The 23,255-nt window shown below is 42.2% G+C and carries 12 protein-coding genes and 1 pseudogene; 3 read left to right on the forward strand and 10 right to left on the reverse strand.

The window, feature by feature from the left end; all coding sequences use genetic code 11:
- The 7 genes and pseudogenes from PSF16_RS11675 to dgt form a co-directional block, all read right to left on the reverse strand.
- Positions 1–4,412: TcdA/TcdB pore-forming domain-containing protein (locus tag PSF16_RS11675; RefSeq protein WP_272689287.1), on the reverse strand; the 4,412-nt coding region annotated here is incomplete at its 3' end.
- Between the two features lie 207 nt (positions 4,413–4,619).
- Positions 4,620–5,921 carry a phosphopyruvate hydratase gene (gene eno, locus PSF16_RS11680; protein WP_006659306.1) on the reverse strand — a complete coding sequence of 434 codons (1,302 nt, stop codon included), beginning with the start codon at positions 5,919–5,921 and terminating at the stop codon, positions 4,620–4,622.
- A 64-nt stretch (positions 5,922–5,985) separates the two neighbouring features.
- Positions 5,986–7,623, reverse strand: a complete 1,638-nt coding sequence (pyrG, locus tag PSF16_RS11685; RefSeq protein WP_006659307.1) for a glutamine hydrolyzing CTP synthase — start codon at positions 7,621–7,623, stop codon at positions 5,986–5,988.
- Positions 7,624–7,956: 333 nt separating this feature from the next.
- Entirely contained in the window at positions 7,957–8,751 is a 795-nt protein-coding gene (gene mazG / locus PSF16_RS11690) for a nucleoside triphosphate pyrophosphohydrolase (protein WP_006661065.1), read from the reverse strand.
- Between the two features lie 241 nt (positions 8,752–8,992).
- Positions 8,993–11,224: pseudogene (gene relA, locus PSF16_RS11695) on the reverse strand (GTP diphosphokinase).
- A 16-nt stretch (positions 11,225–11,240) separates the two neighbouring features.
- A complete protein-coding gene (gene rlmD / locus PSF16_RS11700) occupies positions 11,241–12,572 on the reverse strand; it encodes a 23S rRNA (uracil(1939)-C(5))-methyltransferase RlmD (RefSeq protein WP_272689288.1) in 1,332 nt (443 codons plus the stop codon).
- A gap of 190 nt (positions 12,573–12,762) precedes the next feature.
- Positions 12,763–14,292, reverse strand: a complete 1,530-nt coding sequence (gene dgt, locus PSF16_RS11705; RefSeq protein ID WP_006661062.1) for a dGTPase — start codon at positions 14,290–14,292, stop codon at positions 12,763–12,765.
- Between the two features lie 131 nt (positions 14,293–14,423).
- Here dgt and mtnN point away from each other — a divergent pair, with 131 nt between their 5' ends.
- Positions 14,424–15,116 carry a 5'-methylthioadenosine/S-adenosylhomocysteine nucleosidase gene (mtnN, locus tag PSF16_RS11710; RefSeq protein WP_272689289.1) on the forward strand — a complete coding sequence of 231 codons (693 nt, stop codon included), beginning with the start codon at positions 14,424–14,426 and terminating at the stop codon, positions 15,114–15,116.
- A 77-nt stretch (positions 15,117–15,193) separates the two neighbouring features.
- Positions 15,194–16,027: a vitamin B12 ABC transporter substrate-binding protein BtuF gene (gene btuF / locus PSF16_RS11715; RefSeq protein WP_006661060.1), complete on the forward strand. Its 834-nt coding sequence runs from the start codon at positions 15,194–15,196 to the stop codon at positions 16,025–16,027.
- Positions 16,028–16,339: 312 nt separating this feature from the next.
- On the opposite strand, the gene erpA is transcribed toward btuF, so the two are convergent.
- Positions 16,340–16,684 (reverse strand): iron-sulfur cluster insertion protein ErpA, encoded by a 345-nt coding sequence (gene erpA / locus PSF16_RS11720; protein ID WP_006659315.1) that lies wholly within the window; start codon positions 16,682–16,684, stop codon positions 16,340–16,342.
- A 237-nt stretch (positions 16,685–16,921) separates the two neighbouring features.
- Between erpA and hemL the strand changes: the two genes are divergently transcribed.
- Entirely contained in the window at positions 16,922–18,211 is a 1,290-nt protein-coding gene (hemL, locus tag PSF16_RS11725) for a glutamate-1-semialdehyde 2,1-aminomutase (protein WP_272689290.1), read from the forward strand.
- Between the two features lie 199 nt (positions 18,212–18,410).
- Here the strand turns inward: hemL and mrcB are convergent, their stop codons facing one another.
- Positions 18,411–20,957: a bifunctional glycosyl transferase/transpeptidase gene (mrcB, locus tag PSF16_RS11730; RefSeq protein WP_006661059.1), complete on the reverse strand. Its 2,547-nt coding sequence runs from the start codon at positions 20,955–20,957 to the stop codon at positions 18,411–18,413.
- 191 nt (positions 20,958–21,148) lie between these two features.
- The coding region (gene hrpB / locus PSF16_RS11735; RefSeq protein WP_272689291.1) for an ATP-dependent helicase HrpB at positions 21,149–23,255 on the reverse strand (2,107 nt) is incomplete at its 5' end.

The raw sequence follows: 23,255 nt of genomic DNA on the forward strand, positions 1-23,255 counted from the left end.
AAAATAATCTCAATCGGCGTATCAACATATTCATGGAAAATCTGTGTAATCGTATTTTCGCTGGGGAAGATATAGAAATCATAATCAAAATTATCCTCCTGTTCTAATCGCCGAATGACATCAAAACCACTATCGTGGCGCAATGTACAACCAGGCCATAAATTATAACTGTATTTAATATAAGACTTAGGAATAACAGGCAACATAAGTGTATCAGTATCAAAAAAATCCAATTTATGTATCGCTAATGGATAACCAATACCTTGGCGAATATTAATAGCTTGGGCTCGATTTTTAACCATTGTAGGGTTGTTTCCTGCCCAAAAAATATAATTACGGCGGCCACCACCCGATGAACGTTCACTCGTGCGATATATATACTGGCTATCAAATTGAATTTGATTATGTTTAAGATCAAGAATGCTAAATATCGCACCAAATTTTGGAATCAGTATCTTTTGGTCTGGAATATAATTAAATCCATTTCCTTTATAAGCCTCATCGAGTGCGTAAAAATAGCGTCCAACTGCTTTTGCATCCTCTCCAATGATGGCAAAATTGCGTGCTAAACCAATAAATCCTATTCCAAGCCCCGCTACAAGAACACTGGCACCACCTAATGCGGTTGCCGCCCCCGCATACCCTGCGGCGCCTAACCCTATTCCACCTGAGACTGCGGCGAAACTCATAGAGTCAAAAGCGAGTTGAGTACCAAATATAATGCGTTCAGAGTCACTTTCCGCATTTGATAACTCATAAATATCAAACCCCACGAGTGCGCCACTAAAAATTACCGCCAACCCTTCATTCGCTGTTTTTGCCATTGATGAAAAGAAACTGTTCATCTCCGTAGTGGTGATTTCACGTCCAGTTTTTAAACCGATTTTAATAATTTGATTGATTTTCGCCATATCATTGGCGATTCCATACGCCATCATTGAATAATTAATATAAGTATGAATTTTTAGCGCTAACAACAAATTCGGGGAGTTTTTTTTCTCGGATGCCTCATTACGATTTTTATTTTCTACCCACTGAATAATCGATTGAATAGCTATACCCACATTCAAACCATCAACTGAGGCAGCATCAGCCTCATTAAGTTGCGCTTTTATTTTATTTTCTTCAAAACGATAATATCTGTTGAATAACTCCATTTGCTCGATCGAGTATTGGTGAAACTCAATAAATGTTTTGTCCGTAGTCTCAACCCAGCGAGTAAGATTGGGATTTTCAATATGAATAAATTTAATTCGATACAGGTTATCTGATGCTTGCTCTGCACTTGAAAATAGTGGAATCCATTTTCCATTAAAATGTTTTTCTGCTGAGAGTTTTAATGTGGCATCATTGACTCTCTCCCCCCATTGCTGAGCATCCAATATCGTCAATGAAGCTTTCAATCTTGTATCTTCAATAATTTCTTTTTGTTTAAAAATCAATTGTTCAACTTTTTTTCCTCTTTCGCTTAAATCAGATAATTTTTCATCAATACTTAAATCATTAACTGATAGATAGTTGCCAATAGGCACTTTTGCCATTTCATCCGTATTAATAAAGACCAATTCAAATGCAGGTTTATTCTCAACTTCATAGGCTGAATAGTAATCAGCCATTTTCTTTTCCGTAAAAAATTTATTTAAAGATGAAAATAATCGCTTACTATTTTTAAATGAGAAAAGACCAAAATTAGGATCATAAAAATAATAAGTACTTTGCTCTCCACTTACAGTTTTACCTACTAACATTGAATGGCTTTTACTATTGATGGCAAACATCATGGTTTCAGACTTTAACCCCAATAGAGTTTGGATCTTTTTCAGATCCATAATCCCATGGGAAAATGAAGCCTCTACCGCTTCAACATTAGAATTTAGTCTTTTCAGAGAATCTTGCAATAATAGGGAATCACGGCTATCAGGCGCTGCTGCTGCAATATATAGCTTATCAATGAGTTTATCCGCACCTAGGTGTCCTTCTCGCGCTAATCCCACGGACATACCTCTTACCAATGGGTAGCAGCGCCCGTCAGATTCACTTCTCACTAATGATAAGTAGAAGTCTTGAGGAATTAATCGATTCGTTTTACTACCAGCTTCAGAGAAGAATTCACTAATTTTTCCGGTTTGAGTTAATACATGACTAATATACTCTTCATACGTGGTTTCTTGAATGACACGATACAAAGCACCTCGTTCTCTCGCCGTATACTCGTTTGTGACATACATTTTTTTCAATAACTGTGAAGGCACTGTGTCATTCACATCCAGTATGCTAATTTCTTTATACTGTTTAATTCCCTCACTAAATTCATTTTTAAACCGTATATTTCGCGTTAATTTGTGCAGGTAAATTAAATTCTCATACCGTTCATTAATTGTTAAATGATAAGCATAAGGTGAATTTATTCCCATATTCGGATCAAACTCTTTAATCTTAACTACTGCACTCATGCCTTGATTCGCTTTAATACGTTGCCATAACCAACTGTATTCCACTTCACGTAAATGGTAAAAAAGCTCGCCATATTGTCTATTTTGCATTGAAATAATGGTTTTATTCATTTCAATGGCATTTTCTATTTTCTTTTTGCGCGTTATGTCCGTAACGCCAATTAAGCTTTCCTCTAATATCTGCCGATTTTTTTTAAGCGCCTGAATTTGAATATCTAATTTTTGTTGTAATTGACTACCAATATCTAGCCATGTTTTTAATGATGAATGACTTTCCAGTAACTCTGAAGGCTGTGTTGCTGAATACTGGGATTCTGCTAGAAATACAGTTTCACTCGGGATATCACCAATTTTCACATTAACCTTTTTTGCCAGCATTTTTAATTCACGATGAACGCTATCCCTAGCATTTTCAAAACGCTGTGTTCTATCTGATAGATTGTAATCTCCCGCTTTTTGGACTTTAACGATGTTGTCCTCTGCACTTAGAGATATCCGATTACGTTGTGGCTGAACAATTAATTTCCATTCATCGCCATTAAAATGCATGAATGCATTAGCTTTGCTAATGTTTTTCTCGGGGAGAATATAATTCCTTGCATCAACAGCCATCACTACATCGTCATAAAGTAATGAGGCGTCAGCGCGATTATCTCGATAAATCCGATAGTGTTCGCTGTCTAATACAGTCACCACAATCGATTCACCACGCAATAGTCCTGTAAATAGAAAATCTTTTTCGGGATGATCCTTAGGAATATCGATATATTCCACATATTTACTTTCTTTATTTCTCGCCTTTGAGTCTAAAAGATAGCAATCTATTATGTAACGCTGATGTTGTTCATCAGTTGAATCCACATATTCAACTTGATAACCTTTACCAAAATTTTTATTAAATAAAATTTTACCTTCCGCTGGTATTTGCAAAATAGAATTAAGTACTTTGGTATTAATATTGTAGTTACGGGCGAACTCAATTGGGTCTTGCTTAAACTTTTCAATATCAGGGCTAAAATGATTGCCTGAATTTGTGCCACTGCCTGTAATTGAAATATCAAAATAGGTTTCTTTGACTGATTGAGAAAGTAAAGCTGGCTGTTCTACATCGTAACCATGAACCCTTAATACCTTAGTCAGGCTCAGCTCCAAGGGTTTATCTGAAATCAATGAAGATACAATCCCTTTAGCGATCATTTCTGCTCTTGACTCACCATGACTACTGGATTGTCCTTCAAGGGTTTCAGAATAAGAAAAACCTTTATCAACGCGGTACATTCCCATAGGAACATGCTCAATCATCGCATCAGCAGGCAATAGCGTTTTTAGCTGCTGGCTAATTTCTGTAGCACTTTGTAAACTTGCTTCAGAGAAATAAATCACAGCTTGATCCGTTATTCGCCCTAATTTTTTAGGTCCCATGATCTTCGCTTGCATCACTTTTTTATTCGGATCATTTTCGTAGAGTTGCATTAATGCTTTAGCTAAATCTGCGAAATATTCTTTTTTCACATTGACTGTTAATCGAGACATTAACATTGATCGGCTATTATACCGCTCACGATAATTCTTCGGTAAAATTCGATATGCAGAACCATCTAATAATTCATCATCCGTGAGGGATGAAAATTTATTATCATTTTTCCCTTGAACTTTAACTTCAATATTTTTATTTTCTGAACGATATTTTTTAAAATCCGCTAAAAATTTTTTCTGCTCAATAATATTCAGACCTTCAATACCAACAGGAGTAGTACGGCTGTAATTCATATATATAATATCGGTAATTTTTTCTTCTAATGCCACTTTTTGATTCGTTAGCGATTCATTCCATTCACCATGACGTTTATACCCAGATTTAATATCACTAACTTTATTCATCAAATCCGCATCTTTTTTTATATGCGTATACACTTGTTTTGCCGCGTTAAATAATGATTCATGACTATCCTTGCCCATAATAATATCCTTATTTAATTTTCATGTTAATTATCTAAATAATCAATTTAGACTGGCGTTATATTAGTAGCATAAAAAATAAGAAGGGCTTGGTGGAGTTATTCCGCATTATTTATAGGATTTAAATACTTTGGAAGGTATTTATTTTAAATAAAAAAAGGGACGATTTCTCGTCCCTTTTTTCAATTTAATCTAAGCGAATATCAATTACGCTTGACCTTTAACTTCTTTCAGACCGTTGAATGGCGCGCTGTTACCCAGAGCTTCTTCAATACGGATCAGTTGGTTGTATTTAGCAACACGGTCAGAACGGCTCATAGAACCTGTTTTAATTTGACCGGCTGCAGTACCCACTGCTAAATCAGCAATCGTTGCATCTTCAGTTTCGCCTGAACGGTGAGAGATAACCGCTGTATAGCCAGCATCTTTCGCCATTTTAATCGCAGCTAACGTTTCAGTCAGAGAACCGATTTGGTTGAATTTGATCAGGATTGAGTTAGCGATGCCTTTCTCGATACCTTCTTTTAAGATCTTAGTGTTAGTTACAAATAAATCGTCACCAACTAATTGGATTTTGTCGCCAAGAACTTTAGTTTGGTATGCGAAACCATCCCAGTCAGATTCGTTTAAACCATCTTCGATAGAAACGATTGGGTATTGTTTGGTCAGCTCTTCTAAGTAATGAGTAAACTCTTGTGAAGTAAAGGTTTTACCTTCGCCTTTCAGCTCATAGTTGCCCGTTTCTTTGTTGTAGAACTCGGAAGCTGCACAGTCCATCGCCAGAGTCACATCTTTACCCAGAACGTAGCCCGCTTGCTCAACCGCTTCTTTGATAGCAGCCAGTGCAGCAGCGTTAGATTCTAAGTTAGGTGCATAACCACCTTCATCACCAACAGCCGTGTTCATACCTTTAGATTTCAGTACTTTTGCTAAGTGATGGAAAATTTCAGAACCCATACGTACCGCTTCTTTCAGAGTCGGTGCGCCAACTGGTTGAATCATGAATTCTTGGATATCAACGTTGTTATCTGCGTGCTCACCACCATTGATGATGTTCATCATTGGCAGAGGCATAGAGTATTGACCGTGAGTACCATTCAGATCAGAAATATGCTCATACAGAGGCATACCTTTTGCCGCAGCAGCCGCTTTCGCGTTTGCTAAAGATACTGCCAGAATTGCGTTTGCACCGAATTTAGATTTGTTTTCAGTACCATCTAAGTCAATCATGATTTTATCGATATTAGCTTGATCTTTAGCATCTTTACCGATAACTGCTTGAGCGATTGGACCGTTAACAGCGGCAACAGCTTTCAGAACACCTTTACCCAGAAAACGTGATTTATCACCATCACGCAATTCCAGAGCTTCACGAGAACCTGTAGATGCACCTGATGGAGCTGCGGCTAAACCAACAAAACCACCTTCTAAATGTACTTCAGCTTCAACAGTTGGGTTACCACGAGAATCAATGATTTCACGACCGATCACTTTAACAATTTTGGACATTAGGTTTTCCTCAGTACAAGTTAAATTTCGGGAAGTTGGCGAAAATTGCCGACTTCCCCGTATCTTATTTCAACTCACCTTTCTGGTACTTACCAGCGGCTTTAACAAAACCTGCAAACAATGGATGACCATCTCTTGGGGTCGAAGTGAATTCTGGGTGGAACTGGCAAGCCACAAACCATGGGTGGTTTGGATTTTCAATGATTTCAACCAGTTTATTATCCACAGAACGACCTGCAATGTTCAGACCCGCATCTTCGATACGTTTCAACAGCAGATTGTTCACTTCGTAACGGTGACGGTGACGCTCAACAATCGTTTCTGCGCCGTACATACCGCGCACTAAGCTTCCATCGGTTAAATGACATTGCTGACCACCAACACGCATTGTACCGCCAAGGTCGCTCTCTTCAGAACGCACTTCAACGTTGCCATCTTCGTCACGCCATTCAGTAATCAGCGCAACAACTGGGAATTTGCAATCTGCATCAAATTCAGTGGAGTTCGCGTCTTTCATATTCGCAACATTACGTGCGAACTCAATCAGCGCCACTTGCATTCCCAGACAAATACCTAAATAAGGGATTTTATTCTCACGCGCATATTGTGCCGTCAGAATTTTGCCTTCAATACCACGAGAACCGAAGCCGCCTGGTACTAAAATCGCATCCAGACCTTTGAGCAGCTCAACCCCACGGGTTTCAATATCTTGAGAGTCAATTAACTTAATATTGACCGTTAAACGATTTTTCAAACCTGCATGTTTCAGTGCTTCGATAACTGACTTATATGCATCTGGTAATTCAACATATTTACCCACCATACCAATAGTGACTTCACCTGCTGGATTGGCTTCTTCGTAAATAACTTGTTCCCACTCAGATAAATCAGCTTCTTTGCATTCAAGACGGAAACGGTTACAGATGTATTCATCTAAACCTTGCGCCTTCAGCATGCCAGGGATTTTATAAATTGAATCTGCGTCTTTCAGAGAGATAACCGCTTTTTCTGGAACATTACAGAATAGGGCAATCTTCGCACGCTCATTCGCAGGAATCACGCGATCGGAACGGCAGATCAGTACATCTGGTTGAATACCAATCGACAGTAATTCTTTCACTGAATGCTGTGTTGGTTTCGTTTTCACTTCGCCCGCAGCCGCTAAGTATGGCACTAATGTTAAGTGCATATACAGCGTGTGTTCACGACCCACTTCAGCAGCCATTTGACGAATTGCTTCAAGGAATGGCAGAGACTCGATATCACCGACAGTACCGCCGATTTCGACTAATACAACATCATGACCTTCACCACCACGGATGATGCGATCTTTGATTTCATTAGTGATATGAGGAATAACTTGGATGGTCGCGCCTAAGTAGTCGCCACGACGCTCTTTGCGCAGGACTTCAGAATAAACACGTCCAGTCGTAAAGTTGTTGCGACGTGTCATTTTGGTACGAATAAAACGCTCATAATGACCTAAATCCAAGTCAGTTTCAGCGCCGTCTTCTGTAACGAAAACTTCCCCGTGTTGGGTTGGGCTCATTGTACCTGGATCTACGTTAATGTAGGGATCCAATTTCATAATGGTTACATTGAGTCCACGGGCTTCGAGTATAGCCGCCAAGGAGGCTGCGGCAATGCCTTTACCCAGAGAGGATACGACCCCGCCGGTCACAAAAATATAATTAGTTTTCATGCTGAACCTGAACGTTTAGGTTTAAAAGATGATGGATATAACAGGACGGGAAAACAGTATACCCGAACCTTAAATCTCCTACAAATGTTCTAAGCGCAATAAGGCTAGTTTTCATTAATACCTTAAATAAATCAGCAAGTTAAAAATAAAAATATTTATCGTTTGATAAATAGTCACTTTCTAGAGTGCTATTCAACTGTTTTGCAAGGTTAACACATTTTCACCTAAAAGCTAAATCCTTTCAGCTCAATCTATCACTGAAAAAACATCATTTCGCAGATTGTTTGATTTTGAATAACTATTTCAATCCGTGATTATCATCAAAGGCGAACCCTACTCATCTAATTTGATAGAAACCCATAAGGCTTCCATCTCTTCAAGTGTAGCAGTTTCTGTTGATTTACCAGTTTTTGCTAATCTTCTTTCGATTTCACGAAAACGGCGTTCAAACTTATTGCAGGCTTTTTGCAACGCGAGCTCAGGCTTATGCCCTAAATGACGAGATAAATTCACCGTGGCAAACAGCAAATCGCCAATTTCTTCTTCAAGATGCTGTTCATCCACGACAACCTGAGTCGCTTCCTCCATCACCTCGGCGAGCTCTTCCGTCACTTTGTCAGCGACAGGTCCAAGGGTATCCCAATCAAAGCCCACTGAAGCGCAACGTTTTTGAATTTTATAGGCTTTCATTAATGCGGGAAGCGCGTTAGGAATATCATCTAAAACAGAATATTGGTCTTTCTCAGCACGTTCTTTGGCTTTACGTTGTTCCCAACCTGCAATCGCTTCTTGGCTACTGAGAGCGTTATTTTCGTCAAAAATATGTGGGTGGCGACGTTCAAGTTTGTCGCTAACGGCTTGGCAAATATCATCAAAATCAAATAGATTTTGCTCTTGCGCCATTTGTGCGTAGAACACAACTTGAAAGAGGAGATCCCCCAACTCGCCTTTTAAGTCGGTAAAATCTTCTCGTTCAATGGCGTCTAGAACTTCATAGGTTTCTTCTAGGGTATAAGGGGCAATGGTCTTAAACGTTTGCTGCGTATCCCACGGACAGCCATTTTGCGGGTCACGCAAACGCGCCATAATAGAGAGTAACCGTTCAATTTGTTTATTGCCCTGCTGCATATTTAACCCTTATCAAAAAATAATTACATGGTGATTTAATGAGGGTTATACCTTAACCAAATTAAATTGAATACGCTAAATCTTTCAAGCTTTTGTTATAGCAGCCGTCAAAAAGTATTTTCAAAATAGTTCGAGTTGTAGGTAGGCAGCAATTGAACTAATCCCTAGGAGCATACAATAAGTATGTGACTAGGGTTAGTGAATGTAGCCAACACCCCTACAGCTCGAAATATGAAGAAAATCAGGAGGAGTGACGTTTCGCCTCGATAACATCCGGCAACTGATTCAATTTCGAAAGCACCCGACCCAGCACCTCGATATTGTACAGTTCGATAGTCATATCGATGGTCGCTAATTGCTGTTTCACATCGCTACGGCTACTTACCCCTAATACGTTCACTTTTTCGTTTGCGAGGATTGTGGTGATATCCCTTAATAGTCCACTACGGTCATTCGCTATCACTCTGACGACTAATCAGTAACCGCTGGAGTAGTTTTCTCCCCAAACCGCATCGATGACACGCTCTGGTGCATGGCTTTGTAACTCTGCAAGCTGTTCACAATCGGCGCTGTGAATAGAGATCCCTCGACCTTTGGTAATAAATCCGACAATTTCATCACCGGGAATTGGCTGGCAGCAACGGGCAATATGATGCATGAGGTTACCAACCCCTTCGACCACCACACGACCACTCCCGTGAGATGGTGCTCTCGGAACGCCTGATTTATTCTCTAGCGACTTCATCGCCGCGCGATCTTCTTCCTCTGCCGTCGCTTTATTAAACTTGGCTTGCAGGAAGTTAACTAACTGATTAATACGAATATCGCCGCCGCCAATTCCGGCTAACACTTCATCCAGTGAATGTACGTTATAACGCGCGATTAACTGCTTCTCCGCATCTCGTAAACTGATATCCAGATGGGATAATTCGCTGTCGAGAATTTGGCGTCCCGCCAGAATGTTTTTATCGCGGTCTTGTTTACGGAACCAGTTTTGAATTTTCGCCCGTCCGCGGCTGGTCGTCACGTAACCGAGGTTAGGATTAAGCCAGTCACGGCTCGGGTTTGGGTGTTTTTGGGTGATAATTTCAATTTGGTCACCCATCTGTAATTGGTAGCTAAATGGCACGATGCGCCCACCAATTTTCGCCCCAATACAGCGGTGTCCGACATCACTGTGAATATGATAAGCAAAATCGAGTGGTGTCGAACCTGTAGGTAAATCAACTACATCGCCTTTTGGCGTAAACACATACACACGGTCATCAAACACTTGGCTACGCACTTCATCCAGCATTTCACCAGAATCTGCCATCTCTTCTTGCCATGAGATAAGTTTACGCAACCATGCAATTCGGTTTTCGTAGCTGCTGCCTTTGCCTACACCACTTGCGCCTTCTTTGTATTTCCAGTGCGCAGCAACGCCGAGCTCAGCATCTTCATGCATTTGGCGGGTGCGAATTTGGATTTCTAAGGTTTTACCGTTAGGACCTAAAACCACGGTGTGAATCGATTGATAACCATTCGGTTTCGGGTTCGCCACATAATCATCAAATTCATCCGGCAGATGACGGAAATGGGTGTGAACAATCCCTAACGCTGCATAGCAATCTTGCAGTCGCTCCACCACAATACGCACCGCACGCACATCGTATAACTCGCCAAATGCTAAGGACTTTTTCTGCATTTTGCGCCAAATACTGTAAATGTGTTTTGGTCGGCCATACACTTCGGCTTGGATTTGCTCTTTCAACATATATTTGCGCAGTGTACTGACAAAGTTATCAATATATTCTTCTCGGTCAATACGGCGCTCATGCAGCAATTTGGCTATTTTTTTGTATTCATCTGGATGCAAATAACGGAAACAGAAATCTTCTAATTCCCATTTTAATTGCCCAATTCCTAAGCGATTTGCTAAAGGTGCATAGATGTTAGAACACTCTTTTGCCGCTAAGACGCGTTCATCTTCACTGGCATCTTTTACTTCACGCAAATGCGCAATACGTTCCGCAAGTTTAATAACGACACAGCGAAAATCTTCCACCATCGACAAGAGCATACGGCGGATATTATCCACCTGCACAGAGCTGGTTTCATTCGATTGAGTGGCTTTAAGTTCACGGATAGCATCCATCTCAATCACGCCTTTTACCAGCGCATGGATAGATTGCCCAAAATCATCGATAACGGATTGTTCATCCAATTTTCCCTCTTCAACCAGAGGGAACAATAATGCGGCTTGTAAGCTACCAATATCCATGCTGAGCGTGGATAAAATTTCGGTCATTTCTATGCCGCGCCACAGTAGCAAAGGCGCGATATCTTGCCCCGATAATTTATCGTGACAATACTGCCAGGTATGGATGAGTTTTTCTTCTGATTGTTTATTATTCAAACCCAAATCATTAACCCATTTTTCGGGGTCAAATTCACCTGCTGGGGTTAGATGTGCACTTCTTACTGCAACCATATATTCTCCCTACCTGTTACTCCTCTGGGCTACGAACAAATAACGCCATAGATTCCAGATGACTTGTTTGCGGAAACATATCCAACATCCGCAATTGAGATAACTGATACCCGCCTTCAAGCAAAACCTTACTGTCTCTTGCTAAGGTTGTTGGATTACAAGAAACATAGACAATTTTTTCTGGCATCAGTTTAATTAAATGTTCCATTACGCCGGCGGCACCTGCACGAGCCGGATCCAATAACACTTTATTGAAGCCTTCTTGTGCCCACGGCTGAGTGTGAATCTGCTCTTCCAAGTTTTCATTATAGAACGCAGCGTTCTCAATTGAGTTGCGCTGGGCGTTATTTTTCGCTTGAGTGACTAAATTTTCAACACCTTCAACACCCACGACCATTTTCGCTAAACGAGCTATCGGCAGGGTAAAGTTACCCATCCCGCAGAAAAGATCCAATACTCTATCTTCTGGGCTTAGATCTAACCATGCTATCGCTTGCGCGACCATTTGCTGGTTAATTTCCTCGTTAACCTGAATAAAGTTAGCAGGACTAAACTGTAAAATTTCACCTGCCACCTGATATTCCGGTAACGTAGCATCAGCCTGAAGAGCCTGTAGTTGCCCATTATCGCCAGCCAACCAAATAGTGACTCCGTGAGATTGAGCAAATTCTAACAGCCGTTTTCTATCTGATAAGTCAACAGGGGCTAAATGACGTAACAGTATAAGGTTGCCGTTATCACCATGAATAAGCTCTACGTGCCCTAATTTACTGGCAATTGATAACTGATTTAAGCAGGTTGATAACGGTGCTAGCAGCGCATCGAGTTCTGCGTGTAATACAGAACAACTTTTAATGTCCACCAGCGTATTGGTTTGCGTTTGGCGAAACCCCATCATTAAGTGATTGGATTTGTTTTGGTACTGCAGCCCTAAGCGGGCACGGCGGCGATAGCCATATTCTTTCCCACCTATCACCGAAATGGCGGGTAGCACAACACCTGTTTCTCGCTTCATTAAATGTTGTAAGGCTTGCGCTTTGCTTTCCCGTTGGAGTGCAATATCCACATGTTGCTGCTGGCAACCACCGCATTGGTTAAAATAACGGCAGTTCGGTTGCACACGTTGAGCGCTTGTACTGAGACGTTTAATGACTTTGGCTTTAGCAAAATGGCGTTTGTCTTCAGTTAATTCGACTTGCGCATCTTCCCCAGGCAATAACCCTGTAATAAATATGGCCTTGCCATCGTGGCGAGCAACGCCTTGCCCAGCGGCATCTAAACTATCGACATGAACCGTGATTTGACGGCGTTGGGTGGTACGGCGATTTGGCGAGTAAAATTGGGCCATAAGTAGTCACTAAACAGGGTTAAATAAATTCTATTTTAAGTCGCTAGTGGGTAAGTTTTTACTCACATTAACACTGCAACTGCCAGATAATTAGAGAGACAAATTAACGGGCTATCATAGCATTTTTTTCCTAAAATTAGTGACCACTTAATTTTTTTGTCACGCTATACGCTAACTTTTTTTATCAGAACTAATTGGTGACCATAAATTTTCGATACTCTTCATATGCATAATGATCGGTCATCCCACTAATGTAATCTTGAATAAGCCTGGCGCGGTAATAAAACTCCAACATTGATTTATCGGCTTCATGAGTTGCAGATATTTTTTCTAAGGCTTCGTTATAAGACAGACGATGTTTATTGGATAATTTATGAAATAGGCGAGTTTCGATAAAAAAATGTTTATGGTAATTTTGTTCAACTAATGAGGCAAAATCGTCTCTATCCATCATTAATAGCGGACTATAAACATCCAATAATCCACTGATAATTCGGTAACCTTGTAGCTCTAACTCTTCCACCTCATGGTGGTTAAAGACATGTTTGAATGCCACGGTTTTCAAGGCTTTTAAGAGGCGATGTTCTTGGCTTTTATCTTCCAGTAACGCACTATTAAAACGACCGTGATAAATTTCAGGCAGATGTTGAATAAAACGCTGGGCGCTATAGTGAGCAAGTTTTCCCGTAATATTCACACGCAAGTACATAAAAAACTGGTCTTGCTGAATGCGTCTTGTATGGTTATCACTAATATTATTGAATGCGCGCAAGATGGTTTGCTCGAATAAATCGCCTGATTTTACCTCTCCCCATTCTGCTTTTAGGTATTCGATCAACTGCTCAACCGTATAAATTCCCTTCTCTGCCGCATCATCCAAATCAGCAATACAATAGGAAATATCATCCGCTGCTTCCATGATATAAGTGAGTGGAAAGCGGCAATATTTGTCCATCTCTAGTTTTTTCGTTAATTCGCTAACAAAATCGACTTCAGACCAGTAATAGCCTGGTTTTTTCATTAAATAATCAAATTCTGACGGAATAGGTTCAAGGTCATAGGCGCCGCGAGTATATTTCAAAATCGAGCCAATTTGCGCGTAGGTTAGATTCAGCTTCAATAGACGATGAGCCATTCGCAGCCCTTGTGCATTTCCCTCGAACGAACATAAATCTCGCTTCAGCTGGCGACGAAATAAGTCTTGTTTTTCATTTCCCGTCAGTTGCAACGCTTTAATTTTACAAGGGTCAGGAGACTCAGGTGTGAACACGTAATCCGGTGCTAATAATTTACTAAACCAGCGCTGAATCGCAGCTTCACCAAAATGCCCAAATGGTGGGTTACCAATGTCGTGCATCAAACACGCCATCTCGACAAGGCTTTCAAACGCATCACAGCGTTCGGTCAGTCCATATTCATCCAATAATTTTTTCTTTTTAAGCTCACCCAGCACTGTTTTGCTGATGTAACGCCCGACTTGCTGGACTTCAAGAGAATGAGTTAAACGGCTGCGTACTGCGGAATTTTGTTCGAGGGGAAAAACTTGGGTTTTCTGTTGTAAGCGACGGATTGCGGCAGAGTTAATAATACGTCCACGATCACTTTCAAATAAACGGTTTACCGCGTCTTCATCCTGTGCGGAAATTCGTTGGCTTTTGGCACTAATATAATTACGTTGAAAACTCAGTTTTCTAACAAAGTTAATCTCTTTTTCCGCCATGCTTACCTCTATACCTCGCCTTTTAATTCCAGAGTACCCAAAGAAAAGGCAGAGGAAAACCCACCTTTCGATGTTACACTTTAGCCATCTACAGCATAAGTGCCTAATTAATCAACAGTGAGTATGACATAATGAAAATCGGTATCATAGGTGCGATGGAGCAAGAAGTTGCGACCCTGCGCGAAAGAATTGAAGGCTGCCAAACATTGAGCCTTGCTGGCTGTGAAATTTATACAGGAAAAATGAGCGGCGTTGATGTTGCCTTATTAAAATCAGGTATTGGTAAAGTGGCAGCCGCCATCGGCACCACGTTACTGTTAGAACACTGCAAGCCAAATGTGGTCATCAATACAGGTTCAGCGGGTGGTTTAGATCCGCGTTTAAATGTCGGTGATATTGTTGTCTCTACCGAGGTACGCTACCACGATGCCGATGTTACTGCATTCGGATATGAACCTGGTCAAATGGCACAGTGCCCACCTGCATTTATTGCAGATGCCAAATTAATTGAAACAACCGAACAATGTGTTAAAGCCTTAGATATGAACGCAGTGCGTGGTCTGATTTGCAGTGGTGACGCATTTATTAATGGCGCAGAGCCTTTAGCTCGCATCAAAGCTACCTTCCCGACCGTTGCTGCCGTTGAGATGGAAGCCGCTGCTATCGGTCATGTCTGCTACCAGTTTAACGTGCCTTTTGTGGTGGTCCGCGCAATTTCAGATGTGGCGGATAAAGAATCCCATACTAGCTTTGATGAATTTTTACCTGTTGCTGCACGCCAATCCTCATTGATGGTTTCCGCGATTGTCGCAGCATTAGCCTAATTCATTGTTAATCTTATTAAGGCATAATTGAGTCCCATTTATGCCTTTTCTCTAATACCTATTTGTGAAGTAATGATATGAACTCAACCTCCAAATTCATGCGCTCACTAATTGGTTTTCTGCTTTTCTTTACCTTAGCAAGCCATGCATTCACCGCGCCAAAGTACCGAGTCATTAGCTTATCACCAGCCAATACCGAGCTCGCTTACGCAGCAGGATTAGAAGACAGCTTGGTTGCTGTTAGCGCTTATTCTGATTATCCAAAAGCTGCTCAAAAGCTTGAACAAGTGGCAGATTGGCAAGGTATGAATATTGAACGCATTGTTGCCTTAAAACCGGATTTAATCTTGGCATGGCGGGGTGGAAATCCACAGCGTCCGTTGGATCAACTGGCGTCGTTGGGCATTCCAATTATCTATTTTGACCCACAAACTATTGATGGCGTTATTTCGTCTCTAGAAGAGCTTTCACAATATAGCCCTCACCCAGAGATTGCTAAAAAAAATATTATGCAAATGCGCAGCCGTTTAGAAGCGCAAAAAAACACATTGGTGAATCATGAAAAACCTAAGCGGCTATTTATTCAATTAGGCACACAGCCTTTATTTAGCGCTGGCGATCAGACCATTCAAAATGATGTCGTGAAAACCTGCGGCGCTCAAAATATTTTTGAAAATAGCGCAGTTCAATGGCCTCAAGTCAGCCGTGAGCAAGTCCTTACTCGCAAACCCGACGCTATCATTATGACTGGCTCACCGGAGCAAGAAAAAACGGTAAAAGCCTTCTGGCATTCTCAACTCAACATCCCAATTATTCGCTTAAATGAGGATTGGTTCCACCGCGCTGGTCCCCGCATCATTAATGCTACCGAACAGCTGTGCGCTCAGTTAAATGCACTTCCGAATAAATAATAAAGACAGGTATCCAAGAAGTAGAACTTAAGAATTAAGGATTGAATATCACGAAAGGGTTTTTCTAAATAGTTCGCGGTTGTAGGTCGGCGGCAAAGCAAAGATATCCCTAGGAGCATACACAAGTCTGTGACTCGAAGAGCTGAGTGTCATTAAGACCTTACCATTTGAATATCACGAAAGAGTTTTTCTAAATAGTTCGCGGTTGTAGGTCGGCGGCAAAGCAAAGATATCCCTAGGAGCATACACAAGTATGTGACTAGGGGAGCTGAGCGCAGCCAACACCCCTACAACCCGAAATATGACGAAAAATCAGACACTGAAGGACGACCCACACCCACATGTTGATTTGGCATTTGGGTTGGTCACAATAAAGCGTGAACCTTCTAACCCTTCAGTGTAGTCCACACTACCACCGACTAAATATTGCAGACTCATTGGATCGACAACCAACGCGACACCTTGTTTCTCAATGGTCATATCCCCTTCATTGATTTGGTCATCAAAGGTGAAGCCATATTGGAAACCGCTGCAACCACCGCCTGTAATGTAGACGCGCAGACGCAGGTTTGGGTTATTTTCATCGGCGACTAAGTCTTTTACTTTAATTGCTGCTGCATCCGTAAATTGCAGTGGCAGAGCTGCATCATCACTCATTTATTACTCCAGACCGATAATCGGTAAATTCATATGTAAGGCTAAGCCTACTTAGATCAATATTTCAATTATCCGTCACCTGACTGATTGGTTCAAGTGTTGTTATACAATAGAGCACAGAGTTACTATTAATCACTGTGATTGGTTCATCATTGTGATTGATAGCATTGGTTTAATCAGTCTTGTGCTTTAGAATAGCGGCAACTTTTTATTTCGTCTCTTTTCAGGAGCCCTGCAATGCACCATTCCGAAGAATTATATAAAGCAGCTCAACAGCTAATCCCTGGCGGTGTTAACTCCCCTGTTCGCGCATTTAATGGTGTCGGCGGTACTCCGTTATTTATCGAACGCGCTGATGGCGCTTACATTTATGATGCCGATGGCAAAGCTTATATTGATTATGTCGGCTCTTGGGGTCCAATGGTATTGGGTCACAACCATCCAGCCATTCGCGATGCAGTCATTCAAGCGGTTAACAAAGGTTTAAGCTTTGGTGCACCAACAGCGGCTGAAGTAGAAATGGCAAAACTAGTGTGTGATCTGGTTTCTTCTATCGAGATGATCCGTATGGTGAACTCTGGTACTGAAGCAACCATGAGTGCCATCCGCCTTGCTCGTGGTTATACGGGTCGCGACAAAATTATTAAGTTCGAAGGTTGCTACCATGGTCATGCCGACTGCCTATTAGTGAAAGCAGGGTCTGGCGCTTTAACCATGGGGGAACCTAACTCTCCGGGTGTACCTGAAGATTTTGTTAAGCACACATTAAGCTGTACTTACAATGATTTAGATTCTGTTCGCCAAGCATTTGAAAATTATCCTGATGATATTGCTTGTATCATTGTAGAACCTGTTGCGGGTAACATGAACTGCGTTCCGCCAACAGCTGAATTTTTACCGGGTCTTCGCGCACTGTGTGACGAATTTAATGCTCTGCTGATTATTGATGAAGTCATGACAGGCTTCCGCGTTGCCCTTGGTGGTGCCCAGAGTTATTACAATGTCCAGCCTGATTTAACATGTTTAGGTAAAATCATCGGTGGCGGTATGCCAGTAGGCGCTTTCGGTGGTCGTTCTGACATCATGGAAAAATTGGCGCCAATCGGTCCTATTTACCAAGCGGGAACACTTTCTGGTAACCCTGTCGCAATGGCTGCGGGTTTGGCGTGTTTAAACGAAGTATCCCAATTGGGCGTCCATGATCGTTTAACTGAACTGACAGATAAACTCGCTCGTGGTTTAGAGCGTGTCTCTAAAGATCAAGGTGTACCAATGGTGATTAACCATGTGGGTGGAATGTTTGGACTATTTTTCACTGACGCAGAATCCGTTACTTGCTACCAAGACGTCATGAAATGTGATGTGGAACGCTTTAAGAAGTTCTTCCACTATATGCTAGAACAAGGCATATACCTAGCACCTGCAGCATTCGAAGCTGGATTTATGTCTATCGCCCATAGTGATGAAGATATCCAGCGCACCATCAATGCTGCTGAAATTGCACTGGCAAAAATTAAAGCCGAGTAATTTCTCACACTAAAATCCAAAAAAATAGGCGCCATCTGCACAAGACGGTGCCTATTTTTTTGATCTGTTTTCTTTTCAAACTTATGGCTTATCTCAACATTCGCCTAAACACCGTGCGCTGTAGCAAAGCGGCAAACGAGGATAACTCGGGGAGCATACAAACGTATGTGACCCGAGTATCCGAATGGAGCCAACAACGCTACGGCGTGCGGGATGATGGAGAATTGGATGGGGAATCACCGAACATATCTTTCACCCAATCTGGTGCAGCCTCTTCTTGCGGTGCCTCATTATTCCCATTTAAATTCCATGCAGGGTCTTGCGATGTGGAACCTTGGCATAGGCTTTGAGGGTCATCCGTCCATACTGGCAACATCCTACCACCACCAAAGTCAGAACAGCTAAATTGTCCATCCATCATGACGCGCATGTCAGTAATGCCTTCTGGTGCACGGTTGATTAATGTCAGTGGCGTTTGATTATCTAAATAACGTTGATAAACCCTTAATGCCCCTGTTGAACCTGTTAATTGGGTTGGTCCGTTGTTATCGCGCCCGACCCAGACAATAGCAACTTCTTTACCGTCGATTCCAGCATACCAGCTATCACGCAAGTCATTCGTCGTGCCCGTTTTACCCGCCAGATTGTATTTTCCATATTTATTAAGTAATACGCGCCCAGTCCCTTGCTGTACCACTTGCTGCATACCAAATAGTGTTAAATATGCGGCTTGAGACGGTACTGCACGTTCTGCAGATGGGTAACTTTGGTACAGCTCTTTTCCATCACCATCAATCACAGAGCGTAACGCAGATAATTTCGCACGGTTACCTTCACCACCGATGGTTTGATACACTTGTGCGACTTCTGCTGGCGTTAAGTTCACAGCCCCCAATAACATCGCAGGGACTTTTTCCATCGCACTTTCTGGTGCGCCTAAACGGATAAAGGTGTTCATCACTTGGTCAAGACCAATTTCCATTCCTAAGTTTACGGTTGGAATATTTTGTGATTTCGCAAGCGCATCCACTAGCATCATACGTCCGTTAAAATTACGGCTATAGTTTCGTGGGCTCCAGCTTTGATTACCCACTTTTAATGTCAGTGGTTCATCGGATAGCCATGTATTTAGACGGAAGCGGTCTGGCTCACTTAATGCAGCTAAGTAAACAGGGGGTTTCGCCAGTGAACCAATGCTACGACGAGCATTCAGTGCACGGTTAAAGCCTGAAAACTGCGGGTCTGACCCGCCAACCATTGCACGAACTTCGCCATTGATGCGGTCAACAACAACCATTGCGCCTTCGATATCATCTAATTTACGAGATTTACGCAAATCAGCCACACCTGATTCAACCGCGTTTTCAGCGGCTGTTTGTGCGACAGGATCAAGTGTTGTAAAGATTTTCGCACCAGAGAGATCTTTAACTTTATCGCCCAATTTCTCATTTAGCTCTTGTCTCACCATCTGCATAAATGCAGGTTGAGATGCGACTAACCCCTCTTTGTTTTTCACACCGAGCGGTCTTGCACTGAGAATTTGGTACATTTCGCTATCAATCACACCGCGCGTTTCAAGGATTTTCAGCACAATATTACGACGTTTAATCGCATTTTGAGGCTTAGTCCATGGATTGTAGGTGGATGCACCTTGCACCATACCTACCAATAACGCTTGTTGGTCAAAACTTAACTCATTGATTGGACGACCAAAATAATACAGGCTTGCTAATGGGAAGCCGCGAATTTCATCATTACCATTTTGCCCTAAATAGACTTCGTTCAAATACAGCTCAAGAATGCGCTCTTTGCTGTAGTTGTAGTCGAGAATCAGTGCCATAAAAGCTTCATTAGCTTTACGTTTTAGGGTTCTTTCGTTGGTTAAAAATAAGTTTTTCACCAACTGTTGAGTTAAGGTACTTCCCCCCTGCACTGAACGCCCAGCCGTGACGTTCGCCACCACCGCACGACCGATAGAATATAAGCTGACACCATCATGCTCATAAAAGTTTCTATCTTCTGTTTCAAGGAGAATTTTAATTAGAGATTCAGGAAAATCCGCCATTGGCAGCACTAAGCGCTGTTCATTGTTGGCAGATTGCATCATGGTGATAAGCTTCGGATCTAAACGGAAAAAGCCAAATGAGCGTCCATTTTCGATGTTTTCAATCTTGCTTAACATGCCATTTTCAAACACCAAACGTGCGAGAACTTGCCCCTCTTTTTGGTCTGGGAAATTAAATGGTCGACGCAGAATTTCAATCGTATTGCCTTTCACCACAAACTCACCAGATGTCGTGATTTTGCTGACTTTGCGGTACTGCATTCCTTCGAGCAAGTTGGACATTTCAGCTTGGCTGTAATCCATGCCAGGTTCAAGATTCACCATGCGACCATATACCGCCGCGGGCAGATCCCACACCTTACCATCAAGGCGCTCTTTTATTTGTTGGTTTAGATAAAAACCATAAGCTGCCAGTATCACAGCGAATACCAACATTAATTTAAACAGCAGCCAGAACCAGCGCCATTTACTCTTACGAGGTTTATTCTTTTTTGAGCCTTTTTTAGTCATTTGCTCTTCTTCATCGTCTTCATCATCAAGATATTCGTCATCAATATCTTCATCATCATATAAATCGTCATCATAATCATCGCGGCGTCTACGGCGGCGTGAAGAGGATGCATTTTTTTCAGCAGCGCGTCTTTTTCGTCTACCAATGGGTTCAAAATCTTTACCGGACATGGTCGCTCCATATCTCCTATACCTAAATAGGCATTAAAATCTAACTAAAAATGCGTAGATGTAATCTAAGACTAATTTTGGCTCATAATTCAAGGAATTTCACGGAAGAAAGCTCCTAATTACACTTTCTTACGCTACCTATCGAGACCGACCGCCTAATTTACAACCCGTTATTAGAGCACAAAATTAGGTTATTTCGCACTCATCATCGCTTTTTTTGTTTGTCGAGTTGGCTGCGCATTTGCAGGATCATCTGGCCAAGGGTGCTTTGGGTAGCGACCTTTCATCTCTTTTTGCACCTCTTTATAGCTACCTTGCCAAAATGCGCCAAGATCTTGAGTAATTTGTATCGGGCGCCGAGCCGGTGAAAGTAGAGATAGTGTCAGCGTCAGGTTTCCCATTGCCACGGTCGGATTCGTTTTTTCACCAAAGACCTCTTGTAGACGAATTTCAGCTATCGGAGGTTTATCCAGAGAATAGTGAATACTTACCTCGCTACCCGATGGCGCGGTGTAAGTCATAGGAAAAAGCGCATCAAGCCATTGACGTTGCTGCCAGTCTAATCGATTTAATAATAAATTCATTAAATCAATATCCTGCAATTTTTTCTTGCTTGTCACGCCATCAAGATACGGGGCTAACCACGTATCCAACGTTTCTCGTAGTGCGGCATCATCCATTGCAGGGAGCGAATTATCAGGAAAATAGCGAGCAGCTAACGCACAGCGAATGCGTAATTGCAGCGCATTATCTTGCCAATTTAGCGTCTGTAAACCGTTTTGCTGCAACCAATACACTAACGCATTTTGAATTTCTTGAGGTTCAGGATTCGTCAGCCGTTGAGATTTTACGACTAACGGCCCACACTGTAAGCGGCGCCACGCCAGCAAGCTGCCACGTTGCTCATCCCACTCAACCGTTTCTTGGGAATCGAAAAGATATGGGCAATCCTGTTGAAGTTTTTCAATCTCAATGGGATAGGCTAGGGAGATCCGCGCATCCGCCGAACTTTCTGATTGCCAAAGTCCCGCAACCATTAACCAAGCGCTCCCTATCAATGGGTCACTGTCGTCTAAAATTGCCCCTAAGCCACTTGCGAGTTGATAGCGAGTCTGGTTATCGCGGGATTTAGCAATATAGTCCGGAAACCCTGCCGCCAGTAGTGTTGGTAACCACTCACTAATCAATGAGTTCGTTTTGTACAATGCCTGCGTGACTTTCTCACCACTTAAAACTGATGCCCGCTTACACCAATTCTCGGTGGGTCTCTCTAAATAAGTATGAAGATCCGTTACGCCGTTACGAGGTGGTTCCTCAATAATTGCCACTAATAATGCCGCAAGCTGCACAACCTGTTTATTGTGAGTTTGCTGTGCATGGTACAACATAGCAGCCGTACGGACTGACGTTCCCATACCTGCCATTTTATTCCCCATCGAGGTGAGTTTTCCTTGGCTATCTGTCATGCCCAGCTTAAAGAGCAAGGTTTTAGCGGCAGACAATGCCGCATCAGGGGGAACATCCAACCATTGAAGTTGAGAAACGTCATGACATCCCCATTGAAGAAGCGCTAACCATAACCCACTTAAATCACTATTGTTGATTTCTGCTTCGCTAAATGGCGCAGCACGTTCAGCTTGCTCTGCGCTAAATAGATGCCAACATACCCCTGCCTCTAAACGCCCTGCTCGTCCTGCCCGTTGAGTCATGGAAGCTTGGCTAATCCGTTTTTTGACTAATTTGGTTAAACCACTTCTGGGGTTAAACTGTCCCACTCGCTCGAAGCCACTGTCCACCACTAGCCGGATCCCTTCGATAGTTAAGCTCGTTTCTGCAATATTGGTGGCAAGCACCACTTTACGTTTACCTTCTGGTGCAGGGAAAATGGCTTGTTGCTGAGCTTGGATAGATAAAGCGCCATACATTGGGCACAAGATTACATCCTCACTCACCCTCTTTTCTAGCTCACTTTTGGTGCGTTCAATTTCACCAACTCCGGGTAAAAACAGTAATAAGGAGCCACTTTGTTGCTGCATTAATTGCCAAACCGCGCTAGCGACTTCCTGATGGAAAGGTTTATTCGGATTGATGGGTCTATACTCTCGCTGAACGGGAAATGCTTTTCCCAGAGAACTTATCACAGGTGCATCAGGGAATAACTGGCTAAGCCCCTGATTATCAAGAGTTGCAGACATTAATAGAATTTTTAAATCATCCCGCAATGCTTGTTGAGAGTCCAATAACAGTGCTAACCCTAAATCCGCTTGTAAGTTACGCTCATGAAACTCATCCAAGATG

It is taken from the genome of Providencia sp. PROV033 (assembly GCF_028484855.1).
GTDB classification, from domain to species: domain Bacteria; phylum Pseudomonadota; class Gammaproteobacteria; order Enterobacterales; family Enterobacteriaceae; genus Providencia; species Providencia alcalifaciens.

Coding starts and splice junctions, on each gene's coding strand:
- pyrG (WP_006659307.1), bottom strand. CDS start 7,623: ATGAAAACTAATTATATTTTTGTGACCGGCGGGGTCGTATCCTCTCTG.
- erpA (WP_006659315.1), bottom strand. CDS start 16,684: ATGAGTGATGATGCAGCTCTGCCACTGCAATTTACGGATGCAGCAGCA.
- rlmD (WP_272689288.1), bottom strand. CDS start 12,572: ATGGCCCAATTTTACTCGCCAAATCGCCGTACCACCCAACGCCGTCAA.
- dgt (WP_006661062.1), bottom strand. CDS start 14,292: ATGGCGGAAAAAGAGATTAACTTTGTTAGAAAACTGAGTTTTCAACGT.
- btuF (WP_006661060.1), top strand. CDS start 15,194: ATGAACTCAACCTCCAAATTCATGCGCTCACTAATTGGTTTTCTGCTT.
- mazG (WP_006661065.1), bottom strand. CDS start 8,751: ATGCAGCAGGGCAATAAACAAATTGAACGGTTACTCTCTATTATGGCG.
- hemL (WP_272689290.1), top strand. CDS start 16,922: ATGCACCATTCCGAAGAATTATATAAAGCAGCTCAACAGCTAATCCCT.
- mrcB (WP_006661059.1), bottom strand. CDS start 20,957: ATGTCCGGTAAAGATTTTGAACCCATTGGTAGACGAAAAAGACGCGCT.
- mtnN (WP_272689289.1), top strand. CDS start 14,424: ATGAAAATCGGTATCATAGGTGCGATGGAGCAAGAAGTTGCGACCCTG.
- eno (WP_006659306.1), bottom strand. CDS start 5,921: ATGTCCAAAATTGTTAAAGTGATCGGTCGTGAAATCATTGATTCTCGT.